The 23,824-nt window shown below is 70.9% G+C and carries 16 protein-coding genes and 1 other RNA gene; 11 read left to right on the forward strand and 6 right to left on the reverse strand.

Annotated elements, in window-relative coordinates; translation table 11 throughout:
* Positions 1-155: 155 nt before the first annotated feature.
* From AB0I77_RS18025 to AB0I77_RS18040, 4 genes are all read right to left on the reverse strand, one after another.
* Positions 156-1,064, reverse strand: coding sequence for a carbohydrate ABC transporter permease (locus AB0I77_RS18025; RefSeq protein ID WP_363283548.1), 909 nt, complete (start codon positions 1,062-1,064; stop codon positions 156-158).
* Positions 1,061-2,401, reverse strand: coding sequence for a sugar ABC transporter permease (locus AB0I77_RS18030; protein ID WP_363283549.1), 1,341 nt, complete (start codon positions 2,399-2,401; stop codon positions 1,061-1,063). The genes AB0I77_RS18025 and AB0I77_RS18030 overlap by 4 nt, the downstream gene beginning before the upstream one ends.
* A gap of 4 nt (positions 2,402-2,405) precedes the next feature.
* The gene (locus AB0I77_RS18035) at positions 2,406-3,791 is read right to left on the reverse strand and encodes an ABC transporter substrate-binding protein (protein WP_363283550.1); all 1,386 of its coding nucleotides are present in this window, start codon (positions 3,789-3,791) and stop codon (positions 2,406-2,408) included.
* 292 nt (positions 3,792-4,083) lie between these two features.
* Complete coding sequence (locus AB0I77_RS18040) at positions 4,084-8,421, reverse strand: FHA domain-containing protein (protein WP_363283551.1); 4,338 nt, start codon at positions 8,419-8,421, stop codon at positions 4,084-4,086.
* Between the two features lie 390 nt (positions 8,422-8,811).
* Here AB0I77_RS18040 and AB0I77_RS18045 point away from each other — a divergent pair, with 390 nt between their 5' ends.
* The 4 genes from AB0I77_RS18045 (at position 8,812) to AB0I77_RS18060 (ending at position 14,066) form a co-directional block, all read left to right on the forward strand.
* Positions 8,812-10,488 carry a serine/threonine-protein kinase gene (locus AB0I77_RS18045; RefSeq protein ID WP_363283552.1) on the forward strand — a complete coding sequence of 559 codons (1,677 nt, stop codon included), beginning with the start codon at positions 8,812-8,814 and terminating at the stop codon, positions 10,486-10,488.
* Positions 10,489-10,599: 111 nt separating this feature from the next.
* Positions 10,600-11,844 carry a serine/threonine-protein kinase gene (locus AB0I77_RS18050; RefSeq protein ID WP_363283553.1) on the forward strand — a complete coding sequence of 415 codons (1,245 nt, stop codon included), beginning with the start codon at positions 10,600-10,602 and terminating at the stop codon, positions 11,842-11,844.
* A gap of 191 nt (positions 11,845-12,035) precedes the next feature.
* A complete protein-coding gene (prfB, locus tag AB0I77_RS18055) occupies positions 12,036-13,142 on the forward strand; it encodes a peptide chain release factor 2 (protein WP_363283554.1) in 1,107 nt (368 codons plus the stop codon).
* A 303-nt stretch (positions 13,143-13,445) separates the two neighbouring features.
* Positions 13,446-14,066: an LPXTG cell wall anchor domain-containing protein gene (locus AB0I77_RS18060; protein WP_363283555.1), complete on the forward strand. Its 621-nt coding sequence runs from the start codon at positions 13,446-13,448 to the stop codon at positions 14,064-14,066.
* Positions 14,067-14,163: 97 nt separating this feature from the next.
* Here the strand turns inward: AB0I77_RS18060 and AB0I77_RS18065 are convergent, their stop codons facing one another.
* A complete protein-coding gene (locus tag AB0I77_RS18065) occupies positions 14,164-14,355 on the reverse strand; it encodes a hypothetical protein (RefSeq protein ID WP_363283556.1) in 192 nt (63 codons plus the stop codon).
* A 339-nt stretch (positions 14,356-14,694) separates the two neighbouring features.
* Between AB0I77_RS18065 and ftsE the strand changes: the two genes are divergently transcribed.
* The 7 genes from ftsE to gap all read left to right on the forward strand — a co-directional run bounded on the left by ftsE (position 14,695) and on the right by gap (position 20,813).
* Complete coding sequence (gene ftsE / locus AB0I77_RS18070; protein WP_363283557.1) at positions 14,695-15,384, forward strand: cell division ATP-binding protein FtsE; 690 nt, start codon at positions 14,695-14,697, stop codon at positions 15,382-15,384.
* 43 nt (positions 15,385-15,427) lie between these two features.
* Positions 15,428-16,348 carry a permease-like cell division protein FtsX gene (gene ftsX, locus AB0I77_RS18075; protein WP_363283558.1) on the forward strand — a complete coding sequence of 307 codons (921 nt, stop codon included), beginning with the start codon at positions 15,428-15,430 and terminating at the stop codon, positions 16,346-16,348.
* 67 nt (positions 16,349-16,415) lie between these two features.
* Positions 16,416-17,588 (forward strand): S41 family peptidase, encoded by a 1,173-nt coding sequence (locus tag AB0I77_RS18080; RefSeq protein WP_363283559.1) that lies wholly within the window; start codon positions 16,416-16,418, stop codon positions 17,586-17,588.
* A gap of 79 nt (positions 17,589-17,667) precedes the next feature.
* Positions 17,668-18,147, forward strand: a complete 480-nt coding sequence (gene smpB, locus AB0I77_RS18085; protein WP_363283560.1) for an SsrA-binding protein SmpB — start codon at positions 17,668-17,670, stop codon at positions 18,145-18,147.
* Between the two features lie 88 nt (positions 18,148-18,235).
* Positions 18,236-18,640, forward strand: a transfer-messenger RNA (tmRNA) gene (gene ssrA / locus AB0I77_RS18090).
* Between the two features lie 97 nt (positions 18,641-18,737).
* Positions 18,738-19,685, forward strand: coding sequence for a DJ-1/PfpI family protein (locus AB0I77_RS18095; RefSeq protein WP_363283561.1), 948 nt, complete (start codon positions 18,738-18,740; stop codon positions 19,683-19,685).
* 129 nt (positions 19,686-19,814) lie between these two features.
* On the forward strand, positions 19,815-20,813 hold the full coding sequence (gene gap, locus AB0I77_RS18100; protein ID WP_363283562.1) for a type I glyceraldehyde-3-phosphate dehydrogenase: 999 nt from the start codon (positions 19,815-19,817) through the stop codon (positions 20,811-20,813).
* Between the two features lie 97 nt (positions 20,814-20,910).
* On the opposite strand, the gene AB0I77_RS18105 is transcribed toward gap, so the two are convergent.
* On the reverse strand, positions 20,911-23,814 hold the full coding sequence (locus AB0I77_RS18105; protein ID WP_363283563.1) for a glycoside hydrolase family 3 C-terminal domain-containing protein: 2,904 nt from the start codon (positions 23,812-23,814) through the stop codon (positions 20,911-20,913).
* Positions 23,815-23,824 lie beyond the last annotated feature (10 nt).

Genomic DNA, 23,824 nt, shown 5'->3' on the forward strand with positions numbered 1-23,824 from the left:
CGGGAACGGCCGATGGAGTGAGTTAGTTACGGTGTTGTGCTGCATACGGGGGATTGTGGGTGAACGTCAGGGGGCGGACCGAGTGTCGGTCCGCCCCCTGCGAAATGAGGTCCTTATGCGCCTGATGTGCCTAGCGTCCTGATGTGCCTGGTGTCCTACTTGACCGCGCCGGCCATCACCCCGGACACGAACTGCCGCTGGAACGCGAAGAACACGGCCAGCGGGATCACCATGGAGATGAAGGCGCCGGGCGCCAGGACGTCGATGTTGTTGCCGAACTGGCGTACCTGCGTCTGGAGTGCCACCGTGATCGGCTGGCTGCCGGAGTCGGTGAACACCAGCGCGATCAGCATGTCGTTCCACACCCACAGGAACTGGAAGATGCCCAGGCTCGCGATGGCGGGCGCGCCGAGCGGCATCACGACCCGTATGAACAGGCGCAGTTCACCCGCGCCGTCCAGCCGGGCCGCTTCCAGCAGTTCCCTCGGGATCTCCGCGAAGAAGTTCCGCAGCAGGAACACCGCGAACGGCAGACCGAAGCCCGTGTGGAAGAGGATCACGCCGAAGATGGAGCCGAACAGGCCGAGTTTGCCGAAGAGTTCGGCGATCGGGATCAGCGCCACCTGCACCGGCACCACCAGCAGGCCGACCACGCCGAGGAACCACCAGTCGCGGCCCGGGAACTCCATCCACGCGAACGCGTAGCCCGCGAGCGCGCCGACGACGACCACGAGGGCCGTCGCCGGGACGGTGATCAGCACGGTGTTGACGAGCGAGTCGGTGATGTCGCTGTTCTGGAGGAGCTTGTCGTAGCTGTCGAAGGTGAGTTGGGACGGCTTGGAGAAGACCTCCCACCAGCCGCTCGCGGCCAGATCCTGCGGGGTGCGCAGCGAGGACAGCAGCAGGCCGATCGTCGGCACCAGCCAGAACAGTCCGACGAGAATGAGGAACACGCGCAGCACGCCGCCGCTCACGCCTGACACGAGGCGGGAGCCGAGCGACTGCTTGGCCTTCACGACCTGGACCGGCGCCGGCTTACTGAGCCGGTCGGCATGCGTGGTCATCGCCGCACCTCCCGCTTGAGCCGACGCACGTTGAACCACATCACCGGAATGACAAGGAGCAGCAGGAACACCGAGATGGCGCTGGCGATGCCCGGCTGGTCCTCGGAGAAGCCCTTGCGGTACAGCTCCAGCGCGAGGACGTTCGCGTCGTCCTGCGAGGAGCCCGGCGCGATGATGAAGACCAGGTCGAAGATCTTCAGCACGTTGATCATCAGGGTGACGGCGACGACCGCGAGGACCGGCGCGAGCAGGGGCACCGTGATCTTGCGGAACACCTGCCATTCGTTCGCGCCGTCGACGCGGGCGGCCTCCAGGAGATCGCGCGGGATCCCGGCCAGCCCGGCCGCGATCAGCACCATCGCGAAACCGGCCCACATCCAGATGTACGACCCGATGATCGCGGGCGTGACGAGGGACGGGCCGAGCCAGTCCAGGCCGTTGTAGGGCTCCTTGAAGTTGCCGGGCGGGAGCCGGAGTTGGGCTCCGTCGGCCGCCTCGGGGAGCGTGAACGTGCCGTCGTCGGCGGCTCTCGTCGAGGCGACGACCTTGCCGTCCTTGACCGCCTCGATCTTCATGCCGGGGTAGCCCACCTCGGACGCGTCGGGCGCGCCCAGCGTGCCGACGCCCTTGCCGCGGGTGAAGTCCTGCCACGTCGTGCCGGTGATCTTCCCCGGCTCGGGCCGCGGCGCTACGGCCGTCTCGGCGCCGTCGGGCATCTGCTCGGGGGCGACGCCGACGAGGGGCAGGGTGACCGTCTCCCCGGTCTGGACGGTGCCCTTGGTGATGAAGCCGCCTCGATCGGGCTGGAGCGGCGAGTCGCGGCCCGGGTGCGCCTTCGGGAACGCGGAAGCCTCGGCGAACGTGTCGTGGACGCCCACCCACACCGCGTTCGCGACGCCCTTGTCCGGATCCTGGTCGTAGACCAGGCGGAAGATGATGCCCGCCGCCAGCATCGAGATCGCCATCGGCATGAAGACGACCAGCTTGAACGCCGTGCCCCAGCGCACTCGTTCGGTCAGCACCGCGAAGATCAGGCCGAGCGCGGTGGCCACCGTCGGGGCGAACACCACCCAGATGATGTTGTTCTTGAGGGCGGTGCGGATGCCGTCGTCGGTGAAGAGGGACTTGTAGTTGTCGATTCCCGCGAAGCCGTCGCCCGACTGGTTGTAGAAGCTGCGGACGACCGAGTACCCGATCGGGTAGACCACGAGCGCGCCCAGCAGCACGAGAGCGGGCAGCAGGAACAGTGCCACCACGGTCTTGCGGGTGCCGGTCACGCTCTTGCGCGACTTGGGGGCGGCAGGGGTCGGTGGGACCCCTGCCGTGGCCGACGTCATCCCGTCAGCCCCCGTAGGCCGCTGCCGCGTTGGCTTCCAGTTTCGCTTGCGTGCCCGCGATGTCCTTCGGGTTCTTCAGGAAGTCCTGAAGGTCCTTCCACTCGCCCTTGCCGGGCGTGCCGCCGAAGGCCTGCGGTGCCTGGTCGGACAGGTCGAAGCGGAAGTCGTCGCCCGAGGCGATCAGGGCCTTGGCGATCTTCTGCTGCACGGCGTTCGGATACGCCGAGTTCGGCACGTTCTTGTTGGGCGAGAGGTAGCCGCCCAGCTCCGCCTGGATCGTCGCCGCGTCCGGGGAGGCCAGGAACGTCGCCAGCGCCTGCGACGCCTTCGAGTCCTCCAGGATGACGGCCGCGTCGCCGCCGGTGACCACGGGCGCGGTGTCGCCCACCGCCGGGAACGGGAACACCTTCGCGTCCGTGCCGATCTTCGCGTCGGTCTCGCCGATGTTGACCTGCACGAAGTCGGCCTCGAAGACCATGCCCGCCTTGGGCTGGGCGCCGCCGGTGAAGGTCTGCGTCACGGAGGCCGGGAACTCCGTCTGGAGCGCGCCGTCCGCGCCGCCCGCGATGTAGTCCTGCTTGCCCCAGATCTGGGCCAGCGTGGTCAGCGCGTCCTTCACGGACGGGTCCGTCCACTTGATCTCGTGCTTGGCCAGCTGGTCGTACTTCTCCGGGCCGGCCTGGGAGAGATAGACGTTCTCGAACCAGTCCGTGAGCGTCCAGCCGTCGGCGCCGGCGACGGAGAACGGGGTGACGCCGGAGTCGTAGACCGTCTGCGCGGTGGTGAGCAGTTCGTCCCAGGTCTTGGGCTCAGCTGCGCCCGCGTTCTCGAAGACCTCGGCGTTGTACCAGATCAGAGACTTGTTGGCGGCCTTGTAATAGACGCCGTACTGCTTGCCACCGACCTTGCCGATGTCCTGCCAGCCCTGCGAGTAGTTCTTGGCGAGCTCCGCCTGCGCCTCGCTGCCCAGCGGCTTGGCCCACTTCTTGTCCACGGCCTGCTTGATGGCACCCGGCTGCGGGAGCATCGCGACGTCCGGCGGCTGGCCGCCCGCGATCTTCGACCCGAGGAAGTTGACGATCGGGTCCTGTGCGGGAACGAAGGTCACCGTGGCGCCGGTGCGCTTCTCGAACTCCTCGAGGACCTTCTTGAAGTTGGCCTGCTCCGGGCCGGTCCAGACGGCGGCGACCTCAAGGCTCTCGCCGTCGAGCTTGGGGAGGGGGACGGCGCTGCCGGTTGCGGCGGCGCCGGTGGTGTCGCTGTCGCTGCTCTTCTCGTCGTCGCTGCCGCATGCGGTGAGCGAGAGCGCGAGTGCTCCCGCGATGACGGCGGCTGCGGTTTTCGCGGCCCCGGACCTGCGTGTCCGGATAATTGTGCTCGTCCTGCGCATCACTACCCCGTTCTTTGTGCCTCATCGAACGTTCGAGCGCTGTCCCGTGCGGTCTGGTCTACGCCCGGGAGGTGGGGTCGGCAAGACCGCGTCGCGTGTCAAGCCGGGGATCGTGACCCCCCTGTGACCAGGTACCCGGCGTCGGTGGCGCCCTCGCTGGGGGCTCGCTGACCCCAGACCCCTGCTATCGGCCAGGAGGGTCTGTTCCTCAAGTGCCTGATGGGCTGAAATGTGCCCTGCGCTGTCTGAGGGCCGGCGGTCTGAGGGCCATAGGGGTGATGGCGACGGAGGGCTATATGAGTGAGGGCACCTGGGTCGCCGAGACTTCCCGCGCCGCCCGCTCCAGGGCACTGGCCAGCAGGGCCAGATCGGTGGGGCCGTTGCCCAGTTCGCGGACCGGGCGGCGGGCCGGGGGGTCTCCCATGCGTTCCCACTCCAGGGGGACGACCGTCGGCCGCAGGGTGGCCGTGCGTGGGATGCGGCCGGTGACGCGGCCTCCCTGGAAGGCGGTCACCCGTCCGTCCGCCCAGGCCAGGCGCCCGCGCCCCGGTGCCGGTTCGTCCGGGCCCGGCGCCAGCGGGTCGAGGGCGACGCGCAGGGTGGCCCGCCGGGCCGGCTCGGACTGTGCCGTACGGCCGCAGAGGCCGGCGGCGGCCACCAGGTGCACGCCGAGCCGCTCGCCCTCCCGGGCCACGGCCTCCAGCGCGCGTATCACCGAGCCCGCCGCGGGCCTGCCCGGGGAACCCAGCGCGGGGGAGACCAGGGCGTCCAGGTCGTCCACGATCACGACCAGCCGGGGGAGCGGGGGGACCGACTCCGTCTGCGCACGCCTGGCCGCCGGTCGGAGCCGGATGGTCGAGCTGGGCGGGGAGTCGAGGTCTCCGGCGGCGGTGCCGGCGTGGTCCGCGCCGCGGGTCGAGGGCGTGCGCTGGGCGACTATGCGGCCCGAGACCTCGCGCCCGGTGTGCCACTCGGCGAAGTCGGACCGCCCGAGCAGCTCCGCGCGCCGCTTCAGCTCGGCGCTCAGGGACTGCGCGAACTCCCGCATGCGCACGGGGTCGTTGGCGGTGAGGTGGGTGCTGACGTGCGGGACATCCGTACAGACGCGCAGGCCTTCGCCGTGTCCGCCGCCGCCCGTGCCGGTGCTGTCCCGGCCGTCGATCAGGACGATGCCCAGCCGGTCGGGACGCTCGGCCGCGGCGAGCGACGCGACGACCGCGCGCAGCAGTTCCGTACGTCCGCTGCCCGGCGGTCCCTCGATCAGCAGGTGCGGGCCGTCGGCCGCGAGGTCCGCGCAGACCGGGCCGCGCGGTCCGGCGCCGAGCACGGCCCGGGCGCGCCCGCCGAGCGACTCGGTGTCGTCCGCCGCGTCCGCCCAGCGTGCCATCAGGGACGCCGGGGTGGCCCGGGCGAGGCCCAACTCGTCCAGCAGCCGCGCCGCTTGGGGCAACGGCGCCGACACCCGCGCGTGCCGCTCGCCGCCGGCCCCCTCCGCCCGCAGCGGCGCCAACGCCCGCGCGAACCGCTCGGCCCAGGCGAGCGAGACGGCGTCTACGGCGGCGATGGTGCCGGGGCCTACGGGGCCGGGTCCTGCGGTGGCGGGTGCTGCGGGGCGGGGTCCTGCTGTGCCGGGTTCTGCGGGGGCGGGTCCTGCGGGGCCGGGCTGAGGGGTGCGGGATTGGGGGGTGCGGGTTTCCGTCCCGGTCCGGGCGACGCGCATCAGCCGCAGTGCCGTCGCCACGTCACCGCTGAGCAGGGCGACCGCACCGCACTCCCGGAACGCCGGGGAGGCCGCGCAGGCCGTCTCGTACGTCTCCGTCACCGGCGAGGCGGGCGAGGCGGGTGCCGTCTCGGCGAGGCATACGACGTGGATGCCGGCCTGCGGGCCTTCCAGCGCCAGCCGCGCCACCGCCTCCCGCACGGCGGCGCCTCCGGGGGCGCCGTCCACGACGACCACGGTGTACGGGCCCGCGAAGTCGCTCCCGCTGGTCTCGCCGGGGGCGCTGCCTCGCTCGCCCGCCGCGTGGTCGTCCTTCGCCCAGGAGGGGCGTCTGCCCGCCGCCCGGGACGGCTCGTGGCGCGCATCGTCCTCCGGGCCCTGCGGGCCGCGACCGGTGAGCGTCAGGGTCGGGTTCTGTCCGCGTCCCGCGTCCGCGAGGTGGTCCTCCAGGCGGCGGAGGAGTTCGTCGGTGCGGGCCGTGGCCTGTTCGCGGTCGTAGGCGAGGAGGAGACGGCAGTCCTGGCCGTGGCTCGGGCGCAGATGGGGGAGCCAGCCCAGCCAGGACCACTCTGCGGTGCGCTCCTCCAGGGGACGGGCACGGTCCGCGCTGATCAGGACGATTTCCAGGGTCTCCGGCGAGTGCAGCGCGGCGAGTTGCGAGACGACCGCGCGGGCCAGCCCGGCGAGCCGCGTGCGCGGGCCGGCCAGCCCCAGCGCGCCGACCTCGCGCAGGTCGGCGGTCACCGGCACCGCGGGCAGCAGGCCCGAGCCGTCCGGCGCCGCCCGGTCGGCCGTGCCCAGCCGCACCGTCAGTGTCTCGGGGTGTCCCGGCCCGCGCTCCCACAGGCGCGGCCCGGGGCCCAGCGCCGTCAGCAGCAGGGCCGCCGGGTCCGGCCAGGTCTCGGGGGCCCGGGGTGCGGTGGCCGGGGGTTCGGCCGGCGAGGGGTGGACACCTTCGTCGTCCGTCCCGCGCCGGGCCGCGTCCTGTTCGCCGCGTCCGCCGGTCAGCCGCCGCGCCCAGGCCGAAAGCCCACCACGCTTGCGCACTCCCTGCGGCACATCGGTCCCCCGGAGGGGGGTCCCTTTGCGCCGACCGTCGTTTCCGGCGACACCCGGGGCGTCGTCCGCACTGCCGTCGGCCTCGCTGGGTGCGGCGTGCGCGTGGTCGGCAGGGGCACCGCCACGCGGGCTCGGCCCGGTTGGGCCTTCGTATGTCCTGCCGCCGTCTGCGTCGGCCTGGCCGGAGGCGCCGCGTGCTGTGCCCGCCGGGAGTCGTCCTCCGCGTGTCCGGCTGTCGTTTCCGGTGGCCGGGCCGGGGGTTCCGCCGGACGCGGCTGTTCCGGTCGGTCCGCCGTGCATCCGGCCGTCGTTCCCGCCGGTCTCGCCGGAGGTGCCGCGTGCTGTGCCCGCTCCGAGCCGTCCTCCGCGTGTCCGGCCCTCGTTTCCGGCGGCCGGGGTGCGGGACTCGCCCGGGGCGGCAGGCCCGGTCGGTCCTCGGTGTGTCCGGCCGTCGTCTCGGCCGGTCTCGCCGGAGGTGCCGTCTGGCGTGGCCGCCGGGAGTCGTCCTCCGCGTGTCCGGCTGTCGTTTCCGGTGGCCGGGCCGGGGGTTCCGCCGGACGCGGCTGCTCCGGTCGGTCCGCCGTGCATCCGGCCGTCGTTCCCGTCGGTCTCGCCCGAGGTGCCGCCTGCCGTGCCCGCCCCGAGCCGTCCTCCGCGCGTCCGGCGGTCCCTTCCGGTGAGGGGGCTGGCAGTCCCGTCTGGCGCGGCTGCTCCGGTCGGTCCTCCGTGCGTCCAGCCGCAGTCTCCGTCGGAGTCGTCGGTCGGCGCGTCCGGCCCGAGTCGTCCCGCGTGGATCTCCCCGCTGTCACCGGTACCCGCCCCGAAAGCGCCACCGCCGTCGGTGCCCGTGTCTGAGATGCCTCCCGCCGAGCCCGCACCGGACGACCTTCCGCGCCCCCGGCCGCCGTCTCCAGGGCCCGCATCGGAGATGCCCCCGGTCCCGAGCCGCCCTCCATGGGTCTCTCCGCTGTCACCACCGGAGCTGTCCCGCCGTACGTCCCCTGTCCGGCCGTACGACCTGGCCCCCCTCGTCTCGATCCCCGGCGCCCCACCCTGGCCGGGTACGACGATCGGCGGGTCGGCAGCGGCGTGGGGCTGGGCGCCCGGGGTGGCGGTCGAGGCGCCCCAGCCTGCCGAGCCGTACGCGTGATGGGTTCGGTCGGTCGGGGTGGGCACGACGGCGGGGCCGGCGTCTTGCGTGGCGCCGGTCTCGGCCGGTACGCGCACGTGCCCCTCTCCGTCCGGAGCCGTCCGCACGCGTGCCCCCGGGCCGCCGGCCGGAGCCAGGCGCAGTGCCGACTCACCCAGTCGCAGCAGCGCGCCCGGTGTGAAGCGGACCGGGCGGGTGCCCACGCGCGTGCCGTCCAGCGTGGTGCCGTTCGTGGAATCGAGGTCGGCGACCGAGACGCGGCCGTCGGCGGCGACCGTCACCGCGCAGTGCAGGCGGGAGACGTCCGGGTCGTCGAGCGGGACATCGGCATCGGCGGAGCGGCCGATGTGGATCTGGCCGCCATGGAGGAGGTGGACCCCGCCCGCGTCGGGCCCCGCGACCACCTGGAGCTGGGCCGGGGCGCCGTCCAGCTCGGGGTGGGCCTCCGGCTCGCCGGGGGCGCCCAGGGACAGCACCGCGCCGTCGATCAGCGGGGGCTCGCCCAGGGTGCAGCGCTGGGTGTCGAGCCGCTCCGCACCGGCGTACAGCACGACCGCGCCCTCGCCCCCGGAGAGCGCCGACGCGACCGCGGCCAGGGCCGTGCCCGCGGGCGCCGTGAGCAGCACGTCGCGGCTCGCGGCGCGGCCGGTCGCCCGGTCGGGCGGGCCCAGCGGGTCTACGACGGTCAGCCGGATCTGCATCGCCGTCAGCGGTCCCTTCGCGCGGGCACCCGAAAGCGGTGGTGAAGCCGCCTCGCGGTCCCCCACCGCGGACTTTCCCCACCGCCACGAGCACGTCGGCCAGTACGGAAGCATCCTCGCACCTGCCACTGACAACGCGCCCGCAGCCCGGCACCAAATGATCTTGATTGGTCGGCTCTGCCCGCAAAAGTGCCTGACCGGTGCCTTACCGGTGACCGCTTGAGATCAGTCACGTCCGGGTCCGGCAACCAGCCGATCGAGCCGAGCGTCTTTCCTTCGAACGGGTACGAGAACCGGTACGTAAGACGCACAGAAAGACGACAGAGTGCCGCCGAGCGCGGCGGCACTACAGTAGGGCGGAACACAGGCAAGCAGCAGGGAGCGCATGACGTGCGGCCGGTAGGCAGCAAGTACTTCCTCGAGGAGCCACTCGGACGGGGCGCCACGGGAACCGTCTGGCGAGCCCGCCAGCGCGAGGTCGCCGGCGCCGAGGCGGCCGTGCCCGGCCAGCCCGGCGAGACCGTGGCGATCAAGGTCCTCAAGGAGGAACTCGCCAGCGACGCGGACATCGTGATGCGGTTTCTGCGGGAGAGGTCCGTCCTGCTCCGCCTGACCCATCCGAACATCGTCCGCGTGCGCGACCTGGTGGTCGAGGGCGATCTGCTCGCCCTGGTCATGGACCTCGTCGAAGGCCCGGACCTGCACCGCTACCTGCGCGAGAACGGCCCCTTCACGCCGGTCGGCGCCGCGCTGCTGACCGCCCAGATCGCCGACGCGCTCGCCGCCAGCCATGCCGACGGCGTCGTCCACCGCGACCTGAAACCGGCCAACGTCCTGCTCAAGCAGAACGGCGGCCAGATGCACCCGATGCTGACCGACTTCGGCATCGCCCGGCTGGCCGATTCCCCCGGACTCACCCGGACGCACGAGTTCGTCGGCACGCCCGCGTACATCGCGCCCGAGTCCGCCGAGGGCCGCCCGCAGACCTCCGCCGTCGACGTCTACGGCGCCGGCATCCTGATGTACGAGCTGGTCACCGGCCGTCCGCCGTTCTCCGGCGGCTCTGCCCTCGAAGTCCTGCACCAGCACCTGAGCGCCGAACCGCGCCGCCCGTCCACGGTCCCCGACCCCCTGTGGACGGTCATCGAGCGCTGCCTGCGCAAGAACCCCGACGAGCGGCCGAGCGCCGAGAACCTGGCCCGTGGCCTGCGTACCGTCGCCGAGGGCATCGGCGTGCACGCGAACTCCGCGCAGATCGCCGCCGCGGAGTCGGTCGGCATGCTGCTCGTGCCCGACCCGGCGCCGGCGGCCGTCCCGGACGTGCCCGGCGCTGCCGATCCGACCCAGGCGTTCCAGCACGGCGCGGGCGCGTACGACCCGAACGGCGCCACCAGCGTGCTGCCGCACACCGGCGGCCCCGCGGGCGCCGCCGACCCCACCGCCGTGCTCCCGAATCGCGGCGCGGCCGATCCGACCGCCGTCATGCCGTCGATGCCGCCGGGACAGCCGGGCGGACAGCAGGGGCAGCACGGGCAGCAGCCCGGTCAGCCCGAGGAACCGCATCCCTGGCAGAACCAGCTGCGCGCCGCCCGTGATCGCAACGAGCCGACGCAGGTCCAGTACCTCGACCCCAACCAGGACCCGCTGCGCCGCCGCCCCCAGCGGCAGGTCGCCCGGCCGCAGCAGCAGCCCAGGCCCCAGCAGCGCCCGCAGCCCGGTGGCTACGGCCATCCGCAGCAGCAACAGCCGCAGCAGTACGCCCCGCCGCAGCACCAGCAGCCGCAGCGGTACGCGCCGCCCGCCCAGCCGGAGCCCCAGCGGCCCGTACGCGAGCCCCGCGAGCCGCGGCAGCGCAGCGCCAACCGGATGAAGATCCCGGGCCTCGGCTGCCTCAAGGGGTGCCTGTTCACGATCGTCATCCTGTTCGTCGCGAGCTGGCTGGTCTGGGAGCTGAGCCCGCTCCAGGACTGGATCGGCACGGGCAAGGGCTACTGGGACCAGCTCTCCGACTGGTTCAGCACGGCGTCCGGGTGGATCGAGAAGCTGGGCGGTGGCTCCTCCTCGTAACGGCGAGGTTGGTGATTTGTCGACACCTGGCGGGTGGTTTCTGCCTCCGCGGTGAAGGTTGGCTCTTCCGGCGCGTACTTTTATCGGCAACACGCGTCGGTAGGAGCAGCCTTGGCACGGAAGATCGGCAGCCGGTACACCGCTCACCAGATCCTGGGGCGGGGCAGCGCCGGCACGGTGTGGCTGGGCGAGGGACCCGAGGGGCCCGTCGCCGTCAAGCTGCTGCGCGAGGACCTCGCGTCCGACCAGGAACTCGTCGGACGCTTCGTGCAGGAGCGCACGGCGCTGCTCGGCCTGGAGCACCCGAACGTGGTCTCCGTACGGGACCTGGTGGTCGACGGCAACGACCTCGCGCTGGTCATGGACCTCGTCCGGGGCACGGATCTGCGTACCCGGCTCGACCGGGAGAAGCGGCTCGCGCCCGAGGCGGCCGTCGCGATCGTGGCGGACGTGGCGGACGGGCTGGCGGCGGCGCACGCGGCCGGGGTCGTGCACCGCGACGTCAAGCCGGAGAACGTGCTCCTCGACATGCAGGGCCCGCTGGGCCCGGGCGGCTCCCATCCGGCGCTGCTGACCGACTTCGGTGTGGCCAAGCTGATCGATTCGCCGCGCAGGACGCGCGCGACGAAGATCATCGGCACGCCCGACTATCTGGCGCCGGAGATCGTGGAGGGGCTGCCGCCGCGTGCGGCGGTCGACATCTACGCGCTGGCCACGGTGCTCTACGAGTTGCTGGCGGGCTTCACGCCGTTCGGCGGGGGACACCCGGGCGCGGTGCTGCGCCGCCACGTCACGGAGACGGTGGTCCCCCTTCCGGGCATCCCGGACGAACTCTGGCAGCTGATCGTGCAGTGCCTGGCCAAGGGGCCGGCCTCGCGGCTGCGGGCCTCGGAGCTGGGGGCGCGGCTGCGGGAGCTGCTGCCGATGCTGGCGGGCATGCCGCCGCTGGACGTGGACGAGCCGGACACGGAGGAGGACGCGGAGGAGGAACGCGAGGCTCCGCCTCAGCAGGCCGCGTCCTCGGCGGCCCGGGTGCGCCGGGGCGCGGTGCCGCTGGTCCCGAGAGCGAAGCCGGCCGACTCCAACCGGGACACGCATACGTCGATGAGGGTGCCGGGGCCTGATGAGCTGGCCGGGGGTGCGCGGGGGACCGCTCGGGCGCCGCGGGCTGCGGGGGCCCCGCGGCCTGGCTCCGCCCGGCACCGGGCTGCGACTCGGCGGCGGCGGGTGGTGTTGGGGGTGGCGGCGGCGGTTCTGGTGGCTGCGGCTGGGGTCGGTACGTGGGTGGCGACCTCTGGAGACGACGCGGGGGCGACTCCCCAGGACACGAAGAACTCGGCACCGGCGACACCGTGAACGCCAGGGGCTTCGCCCCTTCGACCCCACCAGGGGGCTCCGCCCCCTGGACCCCCGGCCTATGCCCACCCGCCATCCGACTCGGTTGGGCAGAAGTGGCCCACCCCTCGGCCACCCGACTCGGTCGGCCGAGAAGTATGCAGGCCACCGTCCCCGGCGTTCCCGCTTGGCGGAGCCGTTACGCTGGAGGCGTGGCAGTCGTCGATGTATCCGAAGAGCTCAAGTCCCTCTCCTCGACCATGGAGTCGATCGAGGCCGTTCTGGACCTCGACAAGCTGAGGGCAGATATCGCCGTGCTCGAGGAGCAGGCGGCCGCGCCGTCCCTGTGGGACAACCCGGACGAGGCGCAGAAGATCACCAGCAAGCTCTCCCACCTCCAGGCCGAGGTCAGGAAGGCGGAGACGCTGCGCGGACGGATCGACGATCTCTCCGTGCTGTTCGAGATGGCCGAGGAGGAGGACGACCCGGACACCAAGGCCGAGGCCGAGTCCGAGCTCGTCGCCGTCAAGAAGGCGCTGGACGAGATGGAGGTCCGCACGCTCCTCAGCGGTGAGTACGACGCGCGCGAGGCGCTCGTCAACATCCGCGCCGAAGCAGGTGGCGTCGACGCCGCCGACTTCGCCGAGAAGCTCCAGCGGATGTACCTGCGCTGGGCGGAGCAGCACGGCTACAAGACCGAGGTCTACGAGACGTCGTACGCGGAAGAGGCCGGCATCAAGTCGACCACCTTCGCCGTGCAGATTCCGTACGCCTACGGCACCCTCTCCGTGGAGCAGGGCACCCACCGGCTCGTGCGCATCTCGCCCTTCGACAACCAGGGGCGGCGCCAGACCTCCTTCGCGGGCGTCGAGATCCTTCCCGTGGTCGAGCAGACCGATCACATCGAGATCGACGAGTCCGAGCTGCGGGTGGACGTCTACCGGTCCTCCGGCCCGGGCGGCCAGGGAGTCAACACCACCGACTCCGCGGTGCGCCTCACCCACCTCCCCACCGGCATCGTCGTCTCCTGCCAGAACGAGCGGTCGCAGATCCAGAACAAGGCGACCGCGATGAACGTGCTCCAGGCCAAGCTCCTCGAGCGGCGCCGCCAGGAGGAGCAGGCCAAGATGAACGCCCTCAAGGGCGACGGCGGCAACTCCTGGGGCAACCAGATGCGTTCGTACGTACTGCACCCGTACCAGATGGTCAAGGACCTGCGCACCGACTTCGAAGTCGGCAATCCCGAGGCCGTGTTCAACGGCGAGATCGACGGATTCCTGGAGGCCGGAATTCGCTGGCGCAAGCAGACGGAGAAGTAAGTTTGTCGACAAGGCAACTGCCGCTCTTCCGGCGGCAGTTGCCTTTTGCGTGCCCGGTTGAATGCCTGATGTCTGGGTTTTACATCACACTCACAGGTTTCAATCTCTGGCAAAGATCCCGTAGCTGGACATCGCGCCCGCAACGCCCTTGACGTTGGTTTGAAAAATGGGAAGGGTGATGCGCGGCATGCGTATCTTTGGGGCGCATGTGAACCGGGGGGCTTCAGCGCAGCTGGCTATCTCCGTCGATCACAGCCCCGAGCGCCGCCTCACCGACGATGAGCTACTGGGGGTAGCAACCAGATGACCAAGAAGACGCGGATCCGTGTCGCACGGATAGCGGCCGGTGCCGTGATCGCGGCCGGTGCCTCGCTGACCGCCGCTGGCGCGGCATCCGCCGCCGAGCCGGAAGACGACTGCATCCTGGGCATTCTGTGCGCCCCGGAGTCGCCGACCCCGACCCCGACGCCGCCGGTCCCCACCGACATTCCGACGGACCTGCCGACGACCGAGCCCACCGGTGAGCCGACCGAGCCCACGGAGGAGCCCACCGAGGAGCCGACGGACAACCCGACCGACGCGCCGACCGACCCGGGCAACGGGAACGGGAACGGAAACGGCAATGGGAACGGGAACGGCAACGGGAACGGCAACGGCAATGGTGCCGGCGGCGGCAACAGCAACACCGACCCCGACGGTGGCGCTGCCGCCCAGGAAGAGGGCTCCTCGTCCCTCACCGACACCGGCTCGGAAACCCCGGTGTCCCCCGACACCTCGGCCCAGGGCAGCGGTGACGAGCTCGCCGACACCGGTGCCGCGCAGACCACCTTCCTGGTGATCGGCGCCGCCACGATGATCGCCGGCGGTGTCGGCTTCCGTATCCTGCCGCGCCTGATGGGCGGCCGGGGCGGCGCGGCTGCCTGACGGTAGCCGTCTGCGTACGGAACGTACGCATGCCATGCGGCGAGGGGCCCGGAGCGGATGTATCGCTCCGGGCCCCTCGTATGTCTTCTTATGTCCTCTATGCGGTCTGGTGGGCCAGCAGCGCCAAGGCCGCGATCAGCACTGCCAGCAGTGCGATCAGCGCCATGGGGTTCATTCCGGCGAAAAGGTTGTCCTGCTGCAGCCGCTCGCGGTTGGCGCGGCACACAGGGCACCTGCCTTCGCTCACGGGCGCGGCGCAGTTCGCGCACACCAGCCGGTCGTACGTCATGCGCTCGCCCTCCTTGCACCGGTTCCATGTACACAACGCTCGCGGCGGCGCGAACGTTCCCCCTCCACCATGCCAGGTTCTTCCTCCGGAGGTCGGGCGGTCGCTCTCGGGGGGTGGCTCGCATTGTTTCGCGGCTGCCGGCCGGTGGGGGCTTGTCGCGCCCACGCGGCGGAGCCGCATATCGACACAGCCTCGCGCCCCTTAGACGTACCGTTCCTTTCAAAGGTTGCCCGGTACAAAAGTGCACAACCCTCACGGAACCGTTACCTGTGACTGCGGTCAGGTCCCCGGTTCGCGTATGGTCACGCTCATCTACCCCCGGCTACCCGTGGTGCATCCGTGATCCGATTCGACAACGTATCCAAGGTCTACCCCAAGCAGACCCGTCCTGCACTCAGGGATGTCTCCCTGGAAGTGGACAAGGGCGAGTTCGTGTTCCTCGTGGGGTCCTCCGGCTCCGGAAAGTCCACCTTCCTGCGGCTGGTCCTCCGTGAGGAGCGGTGCAGTCACGGTCAGGTGCACGTTCTGGGCAAGGATCTCGCGCGCCTGTCCAACTGGAAGGTGCCGCAGATGCGGCGCCAGTTGGGGACGGTGTTCCAGGACTTCCGGCTGCTGCCGAACAAGACGGTCGCCGAGAACGTGGCCTTCGCGCAGGAGGTCATCGGCAAGTCGAAGGGCGAGATCCGCAAGTCCGTGCCGCAGGTGCTCGACCTCGTCGGCCTCGGCGGCAAGGAGGACCGGATGCCAGGCGAGTTGTCCGGTGGTGAGCAGCAGCGTGTGGCCATCGCCAGGGCCTTCGTGAACCGGCCCAAGCTGCTCATCGCGGACGAGCCCACCGGCAACCTCGACCCGCAGACCTCCGTCGGCATCATGAAGCTGCTCGACCGCATCAACCGGACGGGTACGACCGTGGTGATGGCGACGCACGACCAGAACATCGTGGACCAGATGCGCAAGCGCGTCATCGAGCTGGAGACCGGCCGCCTCGTCCGCGACCAGGCACGCGGCGTCTACGGCTACCAGCACTGACCGCCGTCTGATGACCGTCCACGGAAAGGCTTGACCAGACGTCATGCGCGCCCAGTTCGTTCTGTCGGAGATCGGTGTCGGTCTCCGCCGCAATCTGACGATGACCTTCGCGGTCATCGTCTCCGTCGCCCTGTCGCTCGCCCTGTTCGGCGGGTCGCTCCTGATGAGCGACCAGGTCAGCACCATGAAGGGCTACTGGTACGACAAGGTCAACGTCTCTGTCTTCCTCTGCAACAAGAGCGACGCCGAGTCCGACCCGAACTGCGCCAAGGGCGCGGTCACCGAGGACCAGAAGAAGGACATCCTCTCCGACCTGAAGAAGATGTCGACGGTCGTGCAGACGGTCACCTACGAGTCGCAGGACAGCGCGTACAAGCACTACAAGGAGCAGTTCGGCGACTCCCCGCTGGCCAGCTCCCTCACGCCGGACCAGATGCAGGAGTCGTACCGCATCAAGCTGAAGGACCCGGAGAAGTACCAGGTCATCGCGACCGCCTTCGACGGGCGGGACGGCGTGCAGTCCGTGCAGGACCAGAAGGGGATCCTCGACAACCTCTTCGGGCTGCTCAACGGCATGAACTGGGCGGCGCGGGCGGTCATGGCGCTGATGCTGGTGGTCGCGCTGATGCTGATCGTCAACACCGTGCGCGTCTCCGCGTTCAGCCGGCGGCGCGAGACCGGGATCATGCGCCTGGTGGGCGCCTCGGGCTTCTACATCCAGGCGCCGTTCATCATGGAGGCCGCGGTCGCCGGGCTGATCGGCGGCACGGTCGCGTGCGGGTTCCTGGTGATCGCGCGGTACTTCCTCATCGACCACGGCCTGGCCCTGTCCGAGAAGCTGAACCTGATCAACTTCATCGGCTGGGAAGCCGTACTGACGAAGCTGCCGCTCATCCTGGCGACGAGTCTGCTGATGCCCGCGTTGGCCGCGTTCTTCGCGCTGCGCAAGTACTTGAAGGTGTGACGCACGCCAAGGGGGCCGTACGGTCAACCGGCCGTGCGGCCCTTTGCGTTGTCCTAGACTCACCGGCATGTCAGGCCGAGACCTGTTCTGTCCGCCCCGCCGCATCCGCCGCGGGGCCGCCCTGACATTGGTCTTCGCGAGCCTGCTCGTGGCCGGTGCGGCGACCGGATCCTTTCCGGACGTCGACCGCCTGGAGCGGAAATCCCCCTCGGATCCGGGGCGTTCGGCCGTCTCCGCGAAGGCGCACGAGGATGTCGCCGAGGCGGCCGAGGCGGCCATGGCCGACGGCAAGTCCCCCATGGAGGCCGCCGAACGCGCGGTCAGCCGCAGCGGGGACCGCTGGGGCGCCGTCTACTCCCAGGGCGAGTACGAGGAGTTCGAGGAGGCCCTCGACGGCCAGTACACCGGTGTCGGCCTGTGGGCGCGGCGCGAGCGTGACGGCCGTATCGAGGTGACCAACGTGGCCCCCGGGTCGCCCGCGGCCGCCGCCGGGATCCACAAGGGCGACCGGCTGCGCAGCGTCGACGGCAAGAAGGTCGACGGGCGCCCGGTCACCGAGGTCGTCTCCTTTCTGCGCGGTGACGCCACGGACGCGGCGGCCGGTACGACCGTCCGCCTCGGGCTGGAGCGCGGCACGCGCGCGTGGAGCCGGACGCTGCACCGGGCCCGCCTGTCCACCGACGATGTGACAGTGCGCACACTGGTCGGCGGCATCACCGTCATCAGGATCTCCGCCTTCACCAAGGGCTCCGGCGAGCAGGTGCGCGATGCCGTACGCCAGGCCCCGGCCGGCGCCGGGATCATCCTCGACCTGCGCAGCAACTCCGGCGGCCTGGTCACCGAGGCCGTCACCGCCGCCTCGGCCTTCCTCGACGGCGGCCTCGTCGCCACGTACGACGTCGAGGGCGAGCAGCGCGCCCTGCACGCCGAGCCGGGCGGCGACACCACCAGGCCGCTGGTCGCGCTGGTCGACGGCGGCACGATGAGCGCGGCCGAGCTCCTCACCGGTGCCCTCCAGGACCGCGGTCGCGCGGTCGTCGTGGGCTCCCGCACCTTCGGCAAGGGCTCGGTGCAGATGCCGAGCCGGCTGCCCGACGGCTCCGTCGCCGAGCTGACCGTCGGGCACTACCGCACGCCGTTGGGCCGCGGGGTCGACGGGCGGGGCATCACGCCCGACCTGGACGTCGGGCAGGACGTGCTGGAGCGGGCGGAGACGGTGCTCAGCGGGCTGGGCCGGTAGCCCCCGCCGCCCCCTGGTGCGGGCCTGCACTAAACCGTTTCCCGCTCACCCCCTCCGTAGTGCGAAAATGGACGGCACTATGGCTAAGGAAAAAGGGCGCAAGCTGATCGCGCAGAACAAGAAGGCGCGGCACGACTACCTCATCCTCGACACCTACGAGGCCGGTCTGGTCCTCACCGGTACCGAGGTGAAGTCGCTGCGCCAGGGACGGGCGTCACTGGTCGACGGCTTCGTACAGCTCGACGGGCACGAGGCGTGGCTGCACAACGTGCACGTGCCGGAGTACAGCCAGGGCACCTGGACCAACCACAGCGCCCGCCGCAAGCGCAAGCTCCTGCTGCACCGCGAGGAGATCGAGAAGCTGGAGTCGAAGTCCCAGGAGACGGGTCACACGATCGTGCCCCTCGTCATGTACTTCAAGGACGGCCGGGCCAAGATCGAGATCGCGCTGGCGCGAGGCAAGAAGGAGTACGACAAGCGCCAGACCCTCCGCGAGAAGCAGGACCGGCGCGAGACGGAGCGGGTGATCTCGGCGGTGCGGAGGAAGGAGCGGGCGTAGCGCGGGAATGCGGTGGCATCGGTACGCGTTGGTCACGTACGATGGCATCTGCACCCCACGCAGGGTGCGGGTATTGAAAAATCAACATGGGGATGATCGGTTTCGACAGCGGCTGTCGAAGCAGGGGAAGCGTGTCGAGGAAGCGGCCATGATCTCGTAAACCACAGGCCGAAAAAATAATCGCCACTCTCAAGAGCGATTCTCCCGTGCAGTCGCAGTACGCCATGGCCGCCTGAACCCAGGTAGCTAGGCAACTGCTCCGCACTTAATGGAGTGTCAGCCCGGGGCTGTTCCCGACCCGGATCCTGGCATCAGCTAGGGGACTAAACCTTGATCCCGGTCACGGGGTGAAGAGGGAAATCAAACAGTGACTGAGCCCGTCGGCGACTTGTTCGCGTGATCGCCGGGGCCGAGAAAAGCACAGCGAACTGCACACGGAGAAGCCCTGATTCTGCACCGTTGGACGCGGGTTCGATTCCCGCCATCTCCACTGACCCACTTCTGGTGGGTTCCCCATGTGGGCACAGGCCCCGTCGCTTTCGAGCGGCGGGGCCTTTGCCATGCGTTGCCATGTGAGTCGAAGGAGGCCGATGAGCCGGAAGAACCACCACGTCGCCGTGCTCGTGCTCGAAGGTGCGAAGCCGCTCGACGTCGGCATCCCCGCGCAGGTGTTCTCCAACCGGCCGAGCATGCCCTACGAGGTGCGGGTGTGCGGTGCCGTGCCCGGACCGGTGACCGGCGGCGACGGGCTCTCGTACCACGTGGCCGAGGGCATCGAGGCCTTCGAGGGCGCCGACACCGTCTTCATCCCCGGCTATCGGGAGCCGGCGACCACCCGGCCGCCGGCCGCGGTCGTCGACGCGCTCATGGCCGCCCACCAGCGCGGGACCCGGCTCGCGGCCATCTCCACGGGGGCGTTCGCGCTGGCGGCGACGGGTCTGCTCGACGGCAAGCGGGCGACGACCCACTGGCACTACACGAGGGCGCTCGCCGAGAGGCATCGGCTCGTGCGGGTGGACGAGAACGTGCTGTTCGTGGACGAGGGCGATGTGCTCACCTCGGCGGGCGCGGCATCCGGCATCGACATGTGCCTGCACCTGGTGCGCCGCGACCACGGCGTCGCGCTCTCCAACCACGTGGCGAGACGGCTGGTCGCGGCGCCCTATCGCAGCGGCGGGCAGGCGCAGTACGTCCCGCGGAGCGTGCCCGAGCCGCTCGGCGACCTGTTCGCGAGCACGCGTGAGTGGGCCCTGGAGCACCTCGCCGAACCGCTGACCCTCGAAGCGCTCGCCCGCAACGCGCGGGTGTCGGCGCGTACCTTCTCGCGGCGGTTCGTGGAGGACACCGGCTACACGCCGATGCAGTGGGTACTCCGGGCGCGGGTGGACCTGGCACGTGAGCTGCTCGAACGCACGGATCTGGGCGTGGAGCAGATCGCCGACCGCGTCGGGCTCGGCACCGGCGCGAACCTGCGCCTGCACTTCCAGCGCATCCTCGGCACCTCCCCGACCGAATACCGGCACACCTTTTCGTCCTGAGCGTCCCCGCGTCTCCGAAGCAGTCCCCGAATAAGGGGCGTGGCGCGAACCTTGCGCCTGCTGGCATTCCAGCCACTGTCCGGCCCGCACCCGGGTACCGACCATGGAGGCAGGACGAAAGGAGCCTCCATGACCCGCATCGCCGTCAACGGATTCGGCCGTATCGGACGCAACACCCTGCGCGCTCTCCTCCAGCGCGGCAGCGACCTCGAAGTGGTCGCCGTCAACGACCTCACCGCCCCCGACACCCTCGCGCACCTGCTCAAGTACGACAGCTCGCTCGGCCCCATAGGCCGCTCGGTCGAGGTCGACGGGAGCGACCTCGTGGTCGACGGCCGCCGCATCAAGGTGCTCGCCGAGCGTCAGCCCGCCGACCTGCCGTGGGCCGAGCTCGGCGTCGATCTCGTGCTGGAGTCCACCGGCCGCTTCACCGCGGCGGACGCCGCACGCGCGCACATCCAGGCCGGCGCCCGACGTGTGCTGGTGAGCGCGCCCTCCGACGGTGCCGACGTCACGCTCGCCTACGGGGTGAACACGGATGACTACGACCCCGCCGAGCACGTGATCGTCTCGAACGCCTCGTGCACCACGAACGCGCTGGCCCCGCTGGCCTCCGTACTGGACGACCTGGCCGGCATCGAGCACGGCTTCATGACCACGGTGCACGCCTACACCCAGGAGCAGAACCTCCAGGACGGCCCGCACCGCGACCTGCGCCGCGCCCGCGCCGCCGGCGTGAACATCGTGCCCACCACCACCGGGGCCGCCAAGGCCATCGGCCGGGTGCTGCCGAGCCTCGACGGCAAGCTGTCGGGCGACTCGATCCGCGTGCCGGTCCCGGTGGGCTCGATCGTGGAGCTGAACACCACGGTCTCCCGCGAGGTCACCCGGGACGAGGTGCTCGAGGCCTACCGTGCCGCCGCCGACGCCAAGCTCAAGGGCATCCTCGAGTACGCCGAGGAGCCGCTGGTCTCCAGCGACATCACCGGCCGGCCGGCGTCGGCGGTCTTCGACGCCGAGCTCACCCGCGTCGACGGAAAGCACGTCAAGGTGGTGGCCTGGTACGACAACGAGTGGGGCTTCTCCAACCGAGTCGTCGACACGCTCGAACTGCTCGCGCGCGACTGAGCGCTGAGCGGTACCCGGAGCGGGTACCCCACCGCTGTACCCCGCGTACCGGCCCGGATGAGGGAGCCGGTACGCGGAGGACGACCGGGGCCGCCCGTCAGCGCAGCGTGAACGTCGACAGGCGTACGCCCTCGCCCAGCACCAGGTACACGTCCGTACGGCCCTTCGCCGCCGTCTTCAGGTCCGCGGTGACCGTCTCGTACGTGTACGGCGACGACGTTCCGGAGAAGTGCGCCGTACCGGCGAGGGGGCCGGTGGGGGAGCCCAGCCGGACCTCGATCGGGCCGGCGGAACCGGCGACGCGGGCGGTGAGGGCGGAGGTGCCCGGGGTCAGTCGCGTGTCCGCGAACTTCAGCCAGGCGCCGTCGGCGGACGCCGATACCGCCGTGCCGCGCACCTTCGACTCGTCGACCAGGCGGATCGCGTCGTAGTCGTCGAAGTTCTCCGCCCGGGTGAGGCGGGACAGGTCACGCGCGGGGATCGTTTCGCCGCGCACCGTCCAGGTCGTACGGGCGCGGATGTCCGTCGCCGACGATCCCGCCATGACGTCGTAACCGCCGCTCTCCACCACCCACTTGGAGCGCGTGACGTCCCAGTGGGCCAGGTCCTTCGGGGTCAGCTTCAGCCGGACCGTCCTCGTCTCGCCCGGCTTCAGCGACACGCGGTCGAAGGACTCGAGCTGTTTCAGCGGCTGTTGGTCGCGGGACGCGCGCTGGTGCACGTACAACTGCACCACCTCGTCGCCCGCCCGGCTGCCCGTGTTGGTGACCTTCACCTCGTAGCCGCCGTTCGTCCGCTTCAGGTCGCCGTAGCGGAACGTCGTGTAGGACAGGCCGTGGCCGAAGGGGTACAGCGGCCGTCCCTCGAAGTACTGGTACGTACGTTCGGACTTGATGATGTCGTAGTCCAGGATCGACGGGAGGTCGGCCTCGGACCGGTACCAGGTCTGGGTGAGGCGGCCGGACGGGTTCGCGTCGCCGTACAGCAGGTCGGCCAGCGCGTTGCCCGTCTCCTGGCCCGCGTGGGACGTCCACAGCAGGGCCGGGATCTCCTTCTGGAGGGCGCCCAGGGTGGTCGGGTAGCTGTTCTCGACGATCACCACGGTGTGCGGGTTGGCCTTGCGCACCGCCCTGACCAGGGCCTCCTGGGAGGGGGCCAGGGCCATGTCGCTGCGGTCGTGGGCCTCGCGGCCGTTGATCGACGGGTTCGAGCCGACCACGACGACCGCCGTGTCCTTGCCCTTGACCGCCGCCACCGCCTCGGCCAGACCGTCGCGGACGACGTCCTTCGTGTAGTGGGCGGCCCGGTCCTTGTCCACCAGGCCCAGCGTGCCGTCCGCGTCCGTCGGGCCGAGGTAGACCGGGGCGGACCACCACGGTTCCTCGGTCTCGTATCCGGCGTACCGCAGCAGGTGGGTGCCGTCCGCCTGCGCCTCCAGCTCGAACTGCTGCTGGACGAACCAACCGCCCGGCTGGACCTGGTCGTTGACGAAGCCCGCGCCGCCGTAGCCGACGTACTTGCCGTTGGCCGCCGAGCGCAGGGTCACCACTCCCGCACCCCAGTCGAAGACGTCGAACTCGGCGCTCACTCCCGCGGACTCGCCCTCCTTCAGGGGCGCGCCCGCCGGGCCCGTCCCCGCCGTGACGTACTTGCCGGTCGCCGCGTCCTTCAGCGTGATCCGGTCGACGGCCTCGCTGCCGGTCACCGGCTTTCCGAGCTTGGCTTCGATGCCGTCGGCGGGGGTGACCGCGTACGGGAGGGTGCCCGAGTACCAGTCCGTGTAGAGGGTGTCGGCGAGTGGGCCGACGACCGCCACGTCGTCCTGGGTCTTCTTCAGCGGCAGCGCGCCCGCCTGGTTCTTCAGCAGTACCGCCCCCTCGGTCGCCGCCTCGCGGGCCAGCTTCCGGTGGGCCGGGCTGTTGACGACCGACTTGTCGATCGAGCCGTACCGGCCGCCGCCGGGATCGAACTCGCCGAGCCGGACGCGCACGGACAGGATGTGGGAGACGGCCTCGTCGATGTCCGACTGCTCCAACAGGCCTTGCTGGAGGGCCGAGTTGACGGCCTTGATCGTCGGACCGGGGTCGGCGTTGTTGTCCGTGAAGCTGTCGAGTCCGGCCTTCAGGGCCGCCGCGTCGCCCTCGGCGAGGGTCGGGTAGTACTGCTGGTCGCCGGGGATGTTGCCCGGGGCGAAGGCGTCGCTGACGTTCAGCAGATCGCGGTCGGTCCAGGACCGTACGACCTCGTCCAGGTCCGGATTCACCGTCGCCGGGCGGCCGTTGACCAGGTTGTAGGAGGACATCACGCCGGTCGCCGCGTCCGCCTCGATCGCCGGCTTGAAGGCCGCCTCGTCGTACTCCTTCCGCACGCGCGGGCGCAGGTCGGAGGAGGTGGTGGTGCGGTGCCACTCGTTGTTGTTGGCGAGGTAGTGCTTGAGGGTCGGGGCCGTCTTGAGGTGGTCCGGGTCGCCGCCGGTGAGGCCTTCGCCGTACGCCGTCGACAGGGCGCCGGTCAGCTCCGGGTCCTCGCTGTAGCCCTCCTCGTTGCGGCCCCAGCGCGGGTCGCGCAGCAGGTTCACCACGGGCGCCCAGAGATTCAGCCCCCAGCCGTCGGGACGCTCCTGCTGGAAGCCGCGCGCCTCGTCGCCGACCGCCGAGCCGACCCGCTCCATCAGCTTCGGGTCCCAGGTCGAGGCGAGCCCGACGGCCTGCGGGAAGACGGTGGCCTCGCCGAGCCAGGCCACGCCGTGCAGGGCCTCGGTGCCGGTGCGGAAGGACTGGATGCCCAGGCGGGGGATCGCGGGCTGGAACTGGTGCAGGAGGGAGACCTTCTCGGCCGGTGTCAGCCGGTCGAGCAGGTCGTCGACGCGGCGGTCCACGGGGAGGGCCGGGTCGCGGAAGGGGTAGGACGGCTCGGCGTGGGCGGGGACGGTGGCGCCCAGGCCGGCGATCAGGGCCAGCGCCAGGACGAACGTGGATCTACGTCTCTTTCTGCCTTTCATGCCACGGCTC

Source organism: Streptomyces sp. NPDC050619 (assembly GCF_040654815.1).
GTDB lineage: Bacteria > Actinomycetota > Actinomycetes > Streptomycetales > Streptomycetaceae > Streptomyces.

Excerpts from the sequence above, each read along its gene's own strand:
- AB0I77_RS18025 (WP_363283548.1), bottom strand. The coding sequence starts at position 1,064 with ATGACCACGCATGCCGACCGGCTCAGTAAGCCGGCGCCGGTCCAGGTC.
- AB0I77_RS18030 (WP_363283549.1), bottom strand. The coding sequence starts at position 2,401 with ATGACGTCGGCCACGGCAGGGGTCCCACCGACCCCTGCCGCCCCCAAG.
- AB0I77_RS18035 (WP_363283550.1), bottom strand. The coding sequence starts at position 3,791 with ATGCGCAGGACGAGCACAATTATCCGGACACGCAGGTCCGGGGCCGCG.
- AB0I77_RS18040 (WP_363283551.1), bottom strand. The coding sequence starts at position 8,421 with ATGCAGATCCGGCTGACCGTCGTAGACCCGCTGGGCCCGCCCGACCGG.
- AB0I77_RS18060 (WP_363283555.1), top strand. The coding sequence starts at position 13,446 with ATGACCAAGAAGACGCGGATCCGTGTCGCACGGATAGCGGCCGGTGCC.
- AB0I77_RS18065 (WP_363283556.1), bottom strand. The coding sequence starts at position 14,355 with ATGACGTACGACCGGCTGGTGTGCGCGAACTGCGCCGCGCCCGTGAGC.
- ftsX (WP_363283558.1), top strand. The coding sequence starts at position 15,428 with ATGCGCGCCCAGTTCGTTCTGTCGGAGATCGGTGTCGGTCTCCGCCGC.
- AB0I77_RS18080 (WP_363283559.1), top strand. The coding sequence starts at position 16,416 with ATGTCAGGCCGAGACCTGTTCTGTCCGCCCCGCCGCATCCGCCGCGGG.
- smpB (WP_363283560.1), top strand. The coding sequence starts at position 17,668 with ATGGCTAAGGAAAAAGGGCGCAAGCTGATCGCGCAGAACAAGAAGGCG.
- AB0I77_RS18095 (WP_363283561.1), top strand. The coding sequence starts at position 18,738 with ATGAGCCGGAAGAACCACCACGTCGCCGTGCTCGTGCTCGAAGGTGCG.
- gap (WP_363283562.1), top strand. The coding sequence starts at position 19,815 with ATGACCCGCATCGCCGTCAACGGATTCGGCCGTATCGGACGCAACACC.
- AB0I77_RS18105 (WP_363283563.1), bottom strand. The coding sequence starts at position 23,814 with ATGAAAGGCAGAAAGAGACGTAGATCCACGTTCGTCCTGGCGCTGGCC.